Here is a 13,883-nt window from a genome sequence, read left to right as displayed (position 1 = left end):
GCGCGCCTCTCCGCCACCGGGTCGCCGCCCCTGCCCACGGGTCCCGTTCCTTGCCTCAGGCCCTCAGCGCGGCGTCTCCCCAAAGCAGAAGTGGTACGGCTCGTTCTCGTACATCACGGTCCGGATCTGCGCCACGTCCACCTCCAGCGTTTCGGCGACCGTGCGGGCCAGGGCCACCATCAGCCGGCGTTTCAGCTCCAGCGGGCGGCCGCTCATGAGCTCCACCCGGATCATGGGCAGGGCCGCGGCCGCGTCGCCGTCGCCCCGGTACGCATCCTCGGGGGAGAAGGCGCGAGTGAACACGCGCACGTTCTCGGGCGGGGCGCCCAGCGTCTCGACGACGACCTGGGCCACCCGCTGCTGAAGCAGGCGCCGGACCTGCGGGTCGACCCCTGCGAAATGGTCCACGGTGACGAACGGCATGGGGCGATCGCTCCTCTCTCGGTGCATCTGGTTTCAGCCGCGGGGAATCGGGCCGCTTGCGAAACCGCCATCTCTGGGATTCGACCGCCGTCAGGCCGCGACCTCCCCGCCGGCGCCGCTCGCCGGCGGTGCCAGGCCGTCACGCTTCAGCTTCCCTGGCCGTCCAGATGCAGGCACATTTCGCACATCCGCGTGGTATGGCCCATGAGCTCGTCATCGTACTCCCGGACGTAGTGAAACCCCAGCCGCTCGTAGGCGCGCCGGCCGCCCGCGTTTTTCGCCTCCACCTGGACGAAGAGCCGGGATACGGGCCCCTGGGCCTGCAGCGCGCCCAGGCAGGCCTGCAGGAGCCGCCGCCCGAGCCCCCTCCGCTGGTGCTCCGGCAGCACGTAGAACCGCCAGAGCTCCGCGTCGCCAGGCTCCTCCCTCGGCCCCGCCTGGGCAAAGCCCACCCCCTCGCCGGCCCCCGTCTGGGCGACGAAGAACGCGCTCGCGGGGTTCGCGGCGGCCCGGGCGAGCCGCTCCTCCGCGTACCACTGGGGCAACACGGCCGCCTGAATCTCCACCGGGATGATGCCCCGGTAGGTGTCCGCCCACGTGCGCCGGGCCACCGCGGCGACGGCCGCCGCATCCTCCGGGGCGGCGTGACGCACCTGATACTCCACCTGTCGCCCTCCTTCCGTTTTCAGTGTCAGACGATTCTGGGCACAGGCTTGTTCCCCGGTGCGCCCTGCTGACAGAAGCAACCCGCTCACCCAGACGCGGAAGGCCCTCCCGTGCCGACCGAACGGCACACGGGAGGGCCCCTTTTCGGCCTACGGGTTCAACCCGATCACCGTCTGCAGCAGCCGGTGCACCATGGTCGCCGCTTCAGCCCGGGTCGTCGGGCTTCCGGGCCGGAACGTGCCGTCCGGGTAGCCCTTGATCAGCCCATGCCGCACCGCCGCCGCCACCGGCTCCACGGCCCAGTCGGGGATCTCTGCCTGATCGGCGAACTCGGGCGCCTCCGGCTTCACCTCCAGCCCGGCCCAGGCCAGCGCCCGGGTCAGCATGGCCGCCATTTCCGCGCGGGTCACCAGCCGGTCGGGCGCAAACGACCCGTCGGGCATCCCCTTGATGATCCCCGCCTTCACCGCAGCCGCCACCTCGAGCAGGGCCCACTGCGGCATGACGGCCACATCCGTGAACGGCGCCTGCTCCTCCGCCGCCGGCAACCGCAGCGCCCGGGCCACCATCACCGCAAACTCCATCCGGGTCACCTGCGCCTCGGGCTCAAACCGCGGCAGCGGGTACAGTGACACCACGCCCCGCTCGTGCAGCGCGTCCACCACCGCTTCCGCCCAGTGGCCGGCCATGTCGGTATACGGCGGCAGGTACCGGACCGCGTACTCCCGGGATGCCAGCGGCCCCTCCCCCATCACGTACACCCGGTTGCGCCCGGGCTCCAGCGTCCCCGTCAGCCGGAAGCGTCCGGCGCTGTCCGTCATGCCCTGCACCTGCGCCACACCGTCCACCACCAGGGTCACCGGCGTGTTCGGCAGGTAGGTGCCGGTCAGCGTAATGTCCCTGCTGCGCAACTACGCCGGGGGCGCATCCATCACCGGCGCACCGGCTTCGGGCACCAGAGCGGCGAAGGTCGCCAGGCGCTCCACCTGGACGGTGATGGTGGACATCTCCGGGTCCACCTCCCCGCCCAGCTCCACCCACACCTGCTGGGCCGGGTCGAAAGAGTAGATCCGCAGCCGGTCCGGAACGGTCACCACCGACGGGTCGTAGGTGAACCGGACCATGGCCGGGGCGTTCAGCTCGTGAACCTGCTCGCCGCTCTCCATCCCGGTGGCCTCAACATCACCGCTGGCGGCGATGAGCCCAGCTCCCTGGACCCGTTCCAAAGCCTCCATGTTCAGGGTGGGCGAATGGATGGCCAGGGCCACCGGCTGCGCCGCGGCTCCGCCGGCCAGCTCCCCCCGGAACTGCGACAGGCCTACGGCCGCGCCGGCCCCGGGCTCCACCACCACCGGCTCAGGCGCCGTCTCCACCCGGATGATCTCGATCGCCGCGACCGTCCGGTTGCCGGCCGCATCCTCCGCCAGCGCCGTGAACCGGTTGACGCCCACGGCCAGGGAGACCGTCAGGCTCCGCCCCTGCACACCCTCGATCCAGACCGTGGCGCCCTCCCCCGCCTCCGCGGTCAGCGTGACGCTGTCCTCGGCCGTCCGCAGCGCCGGCGCGTGCAGGCTCAGGGCAGGGGGCACCGTGTCACGGATCACGATGACGCTGTCGCGGGCGGTCCCGCTGACGGCGGTGATAAGGTTCCTGCCTTCCCGCAGCGTGACCCGGGCGCTCCAGTTGCCCTGGATGTCTGCCCAGACGGTCTGGCCGTTCACCGTCACCTCCGCGCCCGGGTTGGCGGTGCCGGTCACGGTGATCTCGCTCTCCCGGGTCACGGTCGCCGGGGCGCTGAGGGTCACCTTCGGCGGCGGCGGGGGGGAGGGAGCGCGGACGACAAACGTCACCCGCGCCGGCTGCGGCGACGTCTGCGGATCCGGCTGCCCGCCGGTGGCCCCGTCGTCCCGCACGTAGTAGCTGAAGGCCGCCTCTCCGGTGAAGCCGGGATCCGGCGTGAAGATCACGTCGGCGCCCTCGATCCGGACCGTGCCGCCCACCGGTGCGTGCGCCGGGTCGCTGCCGTCGGTCACCACCGCATCCACCGTCAGCGACTGGCCCCCCTCGTTCTCCGGACCGGGCAGGTCGTTGGCGGTCAGGACGCTGAACGGGATCTTCCACGGCCCCGAGTCCCGCAGCTGGGTGCGCCAGCGGTCGGGCTGGCCCGACGGCGGGTCGTTGACCTCCGCCACATCGATCGTGGCGATAACCCCCGGGCTCAGTCCTGTCCCCTGATCATCCAGGGATGCCTTCACCACGAAGCTGAAGGTATCCCCCGCCGGGCTGTTGCGGTCCGGGTCGGGTACGAAGACCAGGCCCGCCGCCCCTTCGGCGACGGTGATGAACTCTCGCTGCTGTACGCAGGCGCCACCGCCTGCACCTGGAACGAGAAGGTGTCGCCCAGGGCGCTGTGCCGGTCGGGAGCCGGCAGGAACCGGACATACGCCTCCCCCTGGTCCGCAGGGATGGTCGCGACGCCATCCGCAAGTATCAGCGGGGTCTTTCCGTCGCCATGATAGAGGGTGCCGCCCTCCACGTTCCGGATCCGGAACGCGGCGATCTCGTCGCCGTCGTTGGCATTCTTGGCAAGCCGGATCGGCTCCGACAGCGCATCCTCGGCGGTGGTGACCACCTGCGGCACCTCGGGCAGGTCGGCCCGCGGCTCCACCGTCAGCCTCACCGTCGCCGGAGCAGACCGCTGCGGGTCAGACTGGTCGTCCGTCGTGCCGTCGTCCTCCACGATGTAGGTGAAGCTGGCCGTGCCGTGGAAGTCCTGGTCCGGGATGAACGTAATCTCCTGCGCCGCCTCGTCCAGGCTGACCGCGACGCCCTCCACGGGGCTGACGCCGACCACCCTCAGCCCCTGGCCCGCCTCGTTGGCCGGACCGGCGCTGTCGTTGGCCGTCAGCAGGGCGGCGGGGAACGTAATCGGGTCGCCGTCCTCCACCGCCCGCTGCGGGATGAGCGCGTCCAGATCGTCGTCCACCGCCACCGGCGGGTCGTTGACCGGGATCACCCGGATGACCGCCCGGGCGCCCTCCGGGCTCAGGAAGTCCAGCGACTCGCCCACCGCCCCGTGGACGGTGAACCCGAACCCGCTCTCGCCGAAGGCGTCAGGGGCCGGAACGAAGGTCAGCCCCGCGCCCACATCCGCCGCGCGGATAAAGGAGCCGTCCGCAACCGGCTGGGAGGAGCCCGGCGGGTAGACGTCGCCGCCCTGAACCCCGGTGATGTAGAAGTGGGTCACCTCTGGCCCGTCCTTGTCACTGCGGGCGACGGCGATCCCCTCCAGCGGCTCGTCCTCCCGGGTGGTGCCGCCGCCCACCGACGGGGTGTCCGCCACCGGCAGCACCTCCACCTCCACCGGGACGTCGGCCTCCAGGCCGGCGCTGTCCCGGATGGTGTAGGTGAAGGTCGCCGTGCCGTGGAAGTCCGGATCCGGGGTGAAGAGGATCTGGTTGCCCTGCAGGGTCACCGTACCGTGGACGCCGGCGGCCACGCCGACCAGCGAGACGGTCTGCCCGTCATAGGCCGCCTCGTCGGCCGGGCCGGGGGCGTCGTTCTTCAGCAGATCCCCCACGGCGATGGCGTTGTTCTGCGAGTCCTCCCGGAACGGCCCCACCCGGTCGGGCCCGCCCACCGGCGGGTCGTCGACCGGCCGCACCGTGATGGAGACCGGCGTCGGGTCGCTGAGAACCTGGTCGTAGACCGACCGCACCTGGAAGCCGAACTCGGTCCCGGAGCCGGGCCGGCTGTTCAGGTCCGGGTCGGGCAGGAACCAGAGATTCCCTTCGCCATCCGCCAGGCTGACGTACGCACCGTCGGCCAGGGGCTGGTCGGTGCCGGAAGGCGGCCCGGAGGGGCTCACGTAGAGCTTCCCGCCCAGGATGTTCTCCACCCGGAACCGGTCCGGATCGTCGCCGTTTTGCGGCCGCACGCGCAGCCGGAGCGGCTGGTCCTCGTCGGTGATCAGGGCGGCGGCGCCGCCGTAGTCGGTGACCACCGGGGGCCTGGGCAGCACCACGCCAAGGCGGCGAACAGCCCTTCCTGCGCCGGATCCGTGCCCCCGTCGTCCTCCGTCCCGGGGGCAACAGGGAAGGCGGGGCCGTCTTCGTCATCCCCGGGGTCGACGTCGCCCGGGTCCGACCCCTCACCGCCCGGGTCGCTCGGGGACTCCTCGTCCGGCTGCCCGACGAAGCCCGAGTCCTCATCCCCCCCGCCGCTCGGGAACTCCTCGTCCGGCTGTCCGACGGAGTCGGGATCCTCACCGCCCGGGCCGCTCGGGGACTCCTCGTCCGGCTGCCCGACGGAGCCCGAGTCCTCATCCCCCTCGTCGCTCGGGAACTCCTCGTCCGACTGTCCGACGGAGTCGGGATCCTCACCCCCCGGGTCGCTCGGGGACTCCTCGTCCGGCTGCCCGACCGGGTTCCCTTCCACCGCGCCGACATCGGCCAGCTTGGACCCATGAGCAGGAACGCCGGAAACAAGACCGATGATCAGCAGCATCGTCAGGCCCATTCGAAGTACACGCGCAGACCCTCGTCCCCTCTTCACCACACCGTGCACGCTCACTCTTCCTCCCGGGTCCGCCCGAGTGCACCTGCCCTCCGCGTACCCAGGGACGGACTGCTCGCTGTCTCCGGCAGTTCACGGAGGCGCCCGACTGGCAAGGCTCGGCAAGCACACTGGCCGAATCGTGAATGTTTGTTCGTGTATATTTAATGTGTTAAATCGTAATACGGGTAATATTATCACGCCGTACCTTCCCTGTCTACGCGCGTTTCCGCACCGCGCTGCGGCGGAACCCGCGCAGCCGGTGCCATGGTGCTGCGCCGGATCCCGCCGGCCCCAGAAGCGCGCCGAGGCCGGCCCCACGCGAGGCCGGCCCTCAGCACTTACCCTTTCACCACAATGTTGACCAGCTTGCCCGGCACCGGAACGACCTTCACGATCTGCTTCCCGGCCACCAGCGCCTGCACCTTCTCGGAAGCCATGGCCACCGCCTCCATCTCGGCGGCGCTGATGCCCGCCGGCACCTCCAGCCGGTCGCGCACCCGGCCGTTGATCTGCACGACGATCTCGACGGTGTCGGCCTTGGCGACCTCCTCGTCGTACGCCGGCCAGGGCTCCAGGTGGATGGAGCGGGGGTGACCCATCCGGGACCACAGCTCGTCGGCCAGGTGCGGGCAGAACGGAGCGATGATGAGCACCGCCTTCTGCACCGCCTCGGCCAGCACCAGCGCGCTGGTGTTCTGCTCCGCGTGCTGCTTCTCCCGGTAGGCGTAGATGGCGTTGGTCATCTCCATCAGGCCGGAGATCGCCGTGTTGAAGGCGAACCGGTCGTGCAGGTCGGCCGTGATGCGCTTGACCGTGGCATGGATGACCCGCCGGAGCTCCCGGTCCTCCGCCGTCAGGTTCGGGGCGGCCTTGGCCAGCCCCTCGGCGATCTCCGCCTCGGAGAGGGCGCCCATGACCGACGCCGGGTCGGCCGGGTTGATGGGCAGCAGGCTGCGGGCGTGCTGGTAGGCGGGCAGCGCCGAAACGACCATGCGGTAGAAGCGGTTGACAAACCGTGCGGCCCCTTCGATGCCGGCGTCCGACCAGTCCAGGTCGCGCTCCGGCGGGGCGGCGAACATGATGAACAGCCGCACGGCATCGGCGCCGTACTTGGCGATCATCTCCTCAGGGGAGACGGTGTTGCCCTTGGACTTGGACATCTTGGAGCCGTCCTTCAGCACCATACCCTGGGTGAGCAGCCGGGCGAAGGGCTCGTCGACCTTCACCAGCCCCATGTCCCGCAGGACCTTGGTGAAGAAGCGGGCGTAGAGCAGGTGCAGCACGGCATGCTCGATGCCGCCCACGTACTGGTCCACCGGCATCCAGTAGTCCACGTCCTCCCGGTTCCACGGCCTCTCCGCGTTCTGCGGGTCGGTGTAACGCAGGAAGTACCAGGAGGAGCAGACGAAGGTGTCCATCGTGTCGGTCTCCCGCCGGGCGGGGCCGCCGCACTGCGGGCAGGTGGTGTTCACGAAGCCCTCGTGCCGGGCCAGCGGCGAGCCGCCCTCGCCGGTGAAATCCAGGTCGTCCGGCAGCCGCACGGGCAGGTCCTTCTCCGGCACGGGGACGGTGCCGCACTTGTCGCAGTACACGATGGGGATCGGCGCGCCCCAGGCCCGCTGACGGCTGATCAGCCAGTCCCGCAGCCGGTAGGAGACGGTCTTCTGGCCGAACCCCTGCTCCTCGGCGTAGGCGATAACCTTGGGGATGCCCTCCAGGTTGGGCGTCCCGTCAAAGGGGCCGGAGTTGACCATGATCCCCGGCTCGACGTAGGCCGCGGTCATCTCCTCCGCCCTGAGCGTCCCCTCCGGGTTCTGGATGACCACCTTCACCGGCAGCCCGTACTTCTGCGCGAACTCGAAGTCCCGCTGGTCGTGGGCGGGCACGCCCATCACGGCGCCGGTGCCGTAGTCCATCAGCACGTAGTTGGCGATCCAGAGCTGCGCCTTCTCCCCGTTGAACGGGTTGATGACGTCAAGCCCGGTGTACAGCCCTTCCTTCTCCGCCTCGGTGGAGGTACGGGCGATCTCGGAGAGGTGCTTCATCTTCTCCTGGAAGGCCCGGATGGCGGCCACCCGCTCCTCCGGGATCAGGCCGGAGGTGCAGATCTTCTCCACGATCGGATGCTCCGGGGCGACCACCATGAAGGTGACGCCGTAGATGGTGTCCGGCCGGGTGGTGAAGATCGGGATCTTGTCGCCCGTGGCTTCCAGCGTGAACTCCACCCTGGCGCCCTCGGAGCGGCCGATCCAGTTCTGCTGCATGATGCGGACCTGCTCGGGCCAGCCGCCCTCCAGCAGCTTCAGATCCTCCAGCAGCTCATCGGCGTACTGGGTGATGCGGAAGAACCACTGGGCGAGGTCCTTCTTGGTGACCACCGAGTCGCAGCGCCAGCACCGGCCGTCCTCCACCTGCTCGTTGGCCAGCACGGTCTGGCAGGAGGGACACCAGTTGACCGGGGCGGTCTTCTTGTACGCCAGCCCCTTCTTGTAGAACTGCAGGAAGAGCCACTGGGTCCACCGGTAATAGTCCTCGCGGTAGGTGTACACCGCCCGGGACCAGTCGTAGGAGTACCCCATCTGCTTCAGCTGCGCCGTCATCTCGGCGATGTTCTCCCGCGTCCATACCGCCGGGTTGGCGCCGTGCTGGATGGCCGCGTTCTCCGCCGGCATGCCGAAGGAGTCGAACCCCATGGGATGCAGCACGTTGTACCCCTTCATCCGCCGGTAGCGGGCGATGACGTCGACGATGGTGTAGTTGCGCACGTGGCCCATGTGCAGCTTGCCCGACGGGTAGGGGAACATCGCCAGCGCGTAATACTTCGGCCGGCTCAGGTCTCTCTCGACCTTGTAGATGCCCTCCTCGTCCCACCGGCGCTGCCACCGGGGCTCGGCTTCCCGGAAGTCGAAGCGTTCCTCTGCCATGATGCGGCTGGACCTCCTCTGCGTCTGACGGGGTAGAAAACCGGAAGGCTCCCGTCCCTCCGTGAAGGGACGAGAGCCTGTACTCCCGCGGTACCACCCTGCTTGGCCCGGCGAACCGGACCCGCCTCTTTCGGCTGTAACGGGCCGCTCCCGGTGCGGGCTGCGGCCCCGGATACCCGGGGGGTCGCCCGCACGGCTCAGGGGCGAGGTTCACCGTCCAAGCGCTGCCGCCTCGCACCACCCGGCGGCTCTCTGCGAGCGTCGGCCCGGCTACTGCTCCCCGTCATGGCCTCTGTCGCTTGCGTGTGAATCGTCCTTTATTATCGCAAGCTCAGCGGCCGAAGTCAAGAAAAACCTGTCTCCGCGGCTACTTCTTCTGTTCGGCCCGGAGCGCCGTCGTGATGAAGAACGCGAGTCCTCCCCACAACAGGGCGGCGCCGAAGATGATCATGGCGATGGATCCCGGCAGCAGGCCGGTCGTCTGCGGCATGGCTAGCCCACCTCCCCGCCGGTCACGTCAAGCTGCTGCGAGCGCCACTGCATGAACAGCGAAGTGCCGAACATGGCGATGGCCACCACCCAGCCGAAGAGGACCAGGGCGCCGGTCGGGTAGCCGGCGTACGGCTCCCGGAACTCGCTGATGAAGTTGGAGAGGATGTTGTAACCCAGGAGCACCGGGGTGACGTACTTGACCAGCACGTCCCACCACATGCCGACCCGGATGTCGGAGGTGAGGTTCACGTGCTCCCGGATCCTGGCGGTGCCCATGATATAGCCCAGCACGATGGCCTCCACCAGACCCAGGATGGCGATGGCGTAGCTGCCCACGAAATGGTCGACGATGTCGAGGATGTGCACGCCGGCGCCGGTGGCAAACAGGGCGCTGAAGGCAAACCCGATGAGGGAGAACCAGCCCAGCAGCTTCTTGCGGTCCACGCCGAACCGGTCGATCACCGCCGAGGCGAAGGATTCCATCTGCGAGATCGAGGACGAGATGCCGGCAAGCAGCAGTGCAGAGAAGAACAGGATACCGAACAGCGACTGCAGCCAGGTGGGACCGGGCAGCATCGAAATGGCCTTGGGGAAGGCGACGAAGGCGACGCCGGGACCTGCCACGGCCATCTCCTCAAACGGCACGCCGGCGGTGACCGCCGCGTAGCCCAGGGTCGAAAAGACCGCCAGACCGGCCATGAAGTCAAAGGATGAGTTGGCGAAGACGGTAATGAAGGCGTTGTTGGCCAGGTCCGAGTCCTCAGGCACGTAGCTGGCATAGGCGATCATCACGCCCACCGCCAGGGTGGTCGAGAAGAAGACCTGGCTGTAGGCGGCCACCCAGACGCCGGGGTCCATGATCTTGCTGAAGTCCGGGTTGAGGAAGTAGTTGAGCCCGTAGGTGGCGCCCGGCAGCGTGATGCCGCGGATGACGAAGATGAGCATCGCCACGATGAGGAAGGGCGTCATGATCTTGCATGCCTTCTCGATGCCGCCGGAGATGCCCTGCGCGGAGATGTAGTAGTTGGCGAACCAGACCACCGCGACGGCGGCGAAGATCCCCCAGCGCAGGCCGCCCAGCTCCAGGGGGCCGGAGGTAATCCCCAGGAAGTCGCTGCTGAAGAAGGTCCCCGGATCGTCACCCCAGGCCTGGGTAAAGCTGAAGATGAGGTAGCGGAGCGACCAGGAGATGATCACGCTGTAGAACGTCACGACGACCACGGGGACGGTGATCTGCCACCAGCCGATCCACTCGAACCGCCGGTTCAGCTTTTTGAAGGCGGTGATCGTCGCGGTGCGCATCTTGTGGCCGAAGCCGAACTCCAGGATCATCAGGGGGACGCCGGCCGTGAGCAGGGCCACGAAGTAGGGAAGCAGGAACGCCCCGCCGCCGTTCTGATACGCCATGAACGGGAAACGCCAGAAGTTCCCCAGCCCCACGGCAGCACCGATCGTGGCGAAGATGAATCCGGATCGGGATTTCCACTGATCGCGCTGTGCCTCCATGTGATGCGGCCTCCTCTGTGGCAACAGGTGGAGTGGACGGCCCCGACGCATGCGGGACAGCCGGGGCCGCCCTATGTCAACGGGTGCCGAAAGCCCTGGTCTAAGCCGGGTCGAACCAGGCCGTGAAGTGGCGGAGCACCTTGGGCTCCCGGGCGAACTTCACGCCGCGGATCTCCTCGCGCTTCTGAAAGGCGTTGATCACGGTCTCGGCGACGTCCTCCAGGTGCAGGTTGGTGTAGACCCGCCGCGGAATCGCCAGCCGGGTGAACTCGAACGGGCCTCGCACGTTCTCGCCGGTCTCGGGGTCGCGGCCGATCATCAGCGAGCCGACCTCTACGGTGCGCACGCCGCCCTCCAGGTAGAGCGCGAGGGTCAGGGCATGGCCGGGGAACTGGTCCCACGGGACGTGCGGCAGGAACTTCGCGGCATCGATGAACACCGCATGGCCGCCCACCGGCCACTGGATCGGGATGCCCGCGTTCCGCAACATCTCGCCCAGGTACTGCACCTGCCCCACCCGGTACGCCAGGTAGTCGGGGTCCAGCGCCTCCCGGAGGCCCACCGCCATGGCCTCCAGATCGCGCCCGGCCAGGCCGCCGTAGGTCAGGAAGCCCTCGAACGGCACCACGGCCGCGCCGACCTTGGTGAACAGTTCCTCATCCCGAAAGGCGAGGAGCCCGCCGATGTTGACCAGCGCGTCCTTCTTGGCACTCATCATCAGCCCGTCGCCGTAGGAGAACATCTCCCGGGCGATGTCGATGGGGTGCTTGTCGGCGTAGCCTTCCTCCCGCATCCGGATGAAGTGGCAGTTCTCGGCGTACCGGGCCACGTCGAACAGGACCAGCACGCCGTACTTCCGGGCGATCTGGTAAGTCTCCCGGATGTTGGCCATGGAGACGGGCTGCCCGCCCGCGGAGTTGTTGGTCACGGTCATCACGATGCAGGCGATGTTCTCCGCACCGTGCTCCCGGATGAACTGCTCCAGCCTCTCCGTGTCCATGTTGCCCTTGAAGGGGTGGTACTCCTCGGTGGGTACGTCGATGAGCAGATCGACGGGCCGGCCGCCGGCCAGCTGCACGTGGCCGCGGGTCGTGTCGAAGAACATGTTGGAAAGCACGTACATGCCCGGCCGGGTGATGAGCTGCGAGAAGGCGACCTTCTCTGCGCCGCGGCCCTGGTGGGTCGGGATGACGTACTCGTACCCCGTGATGTCGGTGACCGTCTCTTTCAGCCTGTAGTAGCTGCTTGCGCCGGCGTACGACTCGTCGCCCAGCATCATGGCGGACCACTGGAACTGGCTCATCGCGCCCGTACCGGAGTCGGTGAGCAGGTCGATGTAGACGTCAGAAGATCGGAGGAAGAACGGGTTGTAATGCGCTTCCTTCAGCGCCCGCTCACGGTCCTCCCGGGGGATCAGCCGGATGGGCTCCACCATCTTGATCTTGAAGGGCTCGCCCTTGGGCACGTGAACTCCTCCTTTGCCAGAGTGGACCGATTCGGTCATAGCATGGAGCAACCGTCGCGCCCGTATGTCAGGCGAGCCCTCCGATCACCTGTTAAGTCCTGTAAACGGCTGCTAGCTCAAGTTTCGCGTGAATAACCCGCACTCCGTACAATGGAAACCCATTGAAAAAGCATCAGTCTGAACCAATGATACATGGTGGGATTTGCCCCTCTTAAACCACCATGTGGAGGTTCGACTGATGCAGTCTCATGGTACGACGCCCGAAGTCACTGCGCAAGCCATCAAATGCACCACCCGGCATGGTTTTCTTGTCGCTCTTGGTTGGGTAGCGCAAAGGCTGAACCTGGTTGACGTGTTGAACCGGCACCTGCGGATCAATCAGAAGACCTACACCCATACGCCGGTCGACAAGGTAGTCGAGGCGTTGGTTGCCATTCTCGGCAACTGCCGCTACATGAAGGACCTGAACTTCGATCCCGAGCCGCTGGTCGCCGACCCTGCCGTAGCTCAAGCCTGGGGGCAGGAACGCTTTGCTCACTTCTCCACCGTCTGTGCGACCTTCAGCAAACTAACGGAGGAAAACGTTCAACAACTTTCCGATGCACTGGCGGAGATCCAGGCTCCCCTGCTTCAGCAGGAGGTTGCGGCGGTGGCTGGCCCAGACCGGTCCGGAATGGTCATCGTGGACATCGACCTCACCGGCCAGAAGGTCCGGGGAGAGACCAGGCAGTACACCGGTACCGACTTTGGCTACATCCAGGGGCAACTGGCCCGCGGCTATCAGATCGCAGCCGCCTTCCTCACTGGAAAGCAGCAGCGCTTTGCCATCGACGGCCTTCTCAAGTCCGGTAAGGCCAACAGCCGCTCTGGCGCCTGCCTGCTCGAACTGATCCCCAGGGTGGAAGCCCGGATCGGCCGCCCCCTGCGGCGGGTGGAATGGGTTGAAGCATGCCTGGCTCAGCAGAAGGTGCGGGTCCGGCAGTTGCATCAGGCATTACAGACGGTATCGGGCAAGGGCAGCGCCCGGCGGAAACAGAAACTGCAGTCCGAGTTACAGGAGACGGTCCAGGTCATCCGTGAACTGAACCATCGGCTCCGGCAGTACAGGCAGGACAATCAGACGAACCCGGCTCCCCTCCGGATCGTGCTGCGAGCCGACAGCGCCTTTGGCACGCCGGAGGTGATCCAGCGGCTGCTGGAGCTGGGATACGAGTTCACCATCAAGTCCTACTCCGGAAGCAATCCCGCCTACAAGCGCCTCTTCGACGCCGTGCCGGCGGAGGGCTGGGTTGAAGTCGAGAAGAACCGGTTTGCCTCCGAAGCCGTTGCTGTGCCTGGCCCAACGCTGCTCGCACCGTATCCGGTGCGGCTTGTCGCCATGCGCCGCTGGAATACGGATGGCCGGGAAGTCCGCAGCGTGATCCTGACCACGCTCCAAACCGAGGCGCTAACCATGACAGAGGTCGTGAAACTCTACCACGGACGCCAGACCATCGAAGCCGGATTCCAGGAGTGGAAGGGAACGTTTCACTTTGGTGCACCCCGGCTGCGCAAGTACGAGGCCAACGCCGCCTTTACGCAGCTCGTCCTGTTTGCCTTCAACCTGGTGCGTTGGGCCTGGCGCTATCTGAGCACCTCCTCGTCCAAACTGGCCGAGGCCAAGAGTCGACTCCTGGTACGGGTAGCGGCCCGGTGCCGGGCAACCATACGGTGTATTGGTGACACGCTGCGGCTGGTGTTCAGCCGGGGTACTCCCCTGGCTGGAGCGGAGATTACCCTGAACCGGGCCGTTTCTTACCAATGCACTTTTTCAACACCACGAATGTCGAGTTGTTCGCGTGAAACTTGAG

General features: G+C 67.5%; 11 protein-coding genes. 1 reads left to right on the top strand and 10 read right to left on the bottom strand.

Going from position 1 to position 13,883, the window contains the following annotated elements; translation table 11 throughout:
- Positions 1–63: 63 nt before the first annotated feature.
- The 10 genes from STH_RS02345 to STH_RS02305 all read right to left on the bottom strand — a co-directional run bounded on the left by STH_RS02345 (position 64) and on the right by STH_RS02305 (position 12,033).
- Complete coding sequence (locus STH_RS02345) at positions 64–423, bottom strand: tautomerase family protein (RefSeq protein ID WP_043713096.1); 360 nt, start codon at positions 421–423, stop codon at positions 64–66.
- 146 nt (positions 424–569) lie between these two features.
- Positions 570–1,088, bottom strand: a complete 519-nt coding sequence (locus STH_RS02340; RefSeq protein ID WP_011194583.1) for a GNAT family N-acetyltransferase — start codon at positions 1,086–1,088, stop codon at positions 570–572.
- A gap of 150 nt (positions 1,089–1,238) precedes the next feature.
- Entirely contained in the window at positions 1,239–2,000 is a 762-nt protein-coding gene (locus STH_RS02335) for an S-layer homology domain-containing protein (RefSeq protein WP_011194582.1), read from the bottom strand.
- Positions 2,001–3,347, bottom strand: coding sequence for an Ig-like domain-containing protein (locus STH_RS02330; protein WP_043713095.1), 1,347 nt, complete (start codon positions 3,345–3,347; stop codon positions 2,001–2,003). It abuts the gene before it with no gap.
- Positions 3,341–5,113 carry an Ig-like domain-containing protein gene (locus STH_RS02325; protein WP_043713094.1) on the bottom strand — a complete coding sequence of 591 codons (1,773 nt, stop codon included), beginning with the start codon at positions 5,111–5,113 and terminating at the stop codon, positions 3,341–3,343. The genes STH_RS02330 and STH_RS02325 overlap by 7 nt, the downstream gene beginning before the upstream one ends.
- Positions 5,059–5,607, bottom strand: a complete 549-nt coding sequence (locus tag STH_RS02320; protein ID WP_043713093.1) for a hypothetical protein — start codon at positions 5,605–5,607, stop codon at positions 5,059–5,061. Before STH_RS02320 ends, STH_RS02325 begins: the two co-directional genes overlap by 55 nt.
- A 377-nt stretch (positions 5,608–5,984) precedes the next feature.
- Positions 5,985–8,570 (bottom strand): leucine--tRNA ligase, encoded by a 2,586-nt coding sequence (gene leuS, locus STH_RS02315; RefSeq protein ID WP_011194578.1) that lies wholly within the window; start codon positions 8,568–8,570, stop codon positions 5,985–5,987.
- Between the two features lie 367 nt (positions 8,571–8,937).
- The gene (locus tag STH_RS18235; RefSeq protein WP_011194577.1) at positions 8,938–9,060 is read right to left on the bottom strand and encodes a MetS family NSS transporter small subunit; all 123 of its coding nucleotides are present in this window, start codon (positions 9,058–9,060) and stop codon (positions 8,938–8,940) included.
- Between the two features lie 2 nt (positions 9,061–9,062).
- Complete coding sequence (locus STH_RS02310) at positions 9,063–10,568, bottom strand: sodium-dependent transporter (protein WP_011194576.1); 1,506 nt, start codon at positions 10,566–10,568, stop codon at positions 9,063–9,065.
- A gap of 100 nt (positions 10,569–10,668) precedes the next feature.
- A complete protein-coding gene (locus STH_RS02305) occupies positions 10,669–12,033 on the bottom strand; it encodes a tryptophanase (RefSeq protein WP_043713090.1) in 1,365 nt (454 codons plus the stop codon).
- A 238-nt stretch (positions 12,034–12,271) separates the two neighbouring features.
- Between STH_RS02305 and STH_RS02300 the strand changes: the two genes are divergently transcribed.
- Entirely contained in the window at positions 12,272–13,882 is a 1,611-nt protein-coding gene (locus tag STH_RS02300; protein ID WP_043713086.1) for a transposase, read from the top strand.
- Position 13,883: the final 1 nt, after the last annotated feature.

The organism is Symbiobacterium thermophilum IAM 14863, assembly GCF_000009905.1.
In the GTDB taxonomy this organism is placed as follows: Bacteria; Bacillota; Sulfobacillia; order Symbiobacteriales; family Symbiobacteriaceae; genus Symbiobacterium; species Symbiobacterium thermophilum.
Note: the sequence above shows the minus strand (reverse complement) of the source record. Positions and strands in the feature narration are given on the sequence as shown.

Coding starts and splice junctions, on each gene's coding strand:
- STH_RS02310 (WP_011194576.1), bottom strand. CDS start 10,568: ATGGAGGCACAGCGCGATCAGTGGAAATCCCGATCCGGATTCATCTTC.
- leuS (WP_011194578.1), bottom strand. CDS start 8,570: ATGGCAGAGGAACGCTTCGACTTCCGGGAAGCCGAGCCCCGGTGGCAG.
- STH_RS02345 (WP_043713096.1), bottom strand. CDS start 423: ATGCCGTTCGTCACCGTGGACCATTTCGCAGGGGTCGACCCGCAGGTC.
- STH_RS02320 (WP_043713093.1), bottom strand. CDS start 5,607: ATGGGCCTGACGATGCTGCTGATCATCGGTCTTGTTTCCGGCGTTCCT.
- STH_RS18235 (WP_011194577.1), bottom strand. CDS start 9,060: ATGCCGCAGACGACCGGCCTGCTGCCGGGATCCATCGCCATGATCATC.
- STH_RS02300 (WP_043713086.1), top strand. CDS start 12,272: ATGCAGTCTCATGGTACGACGCCCGAAGTCACTGCGCAAGCCATCAAA.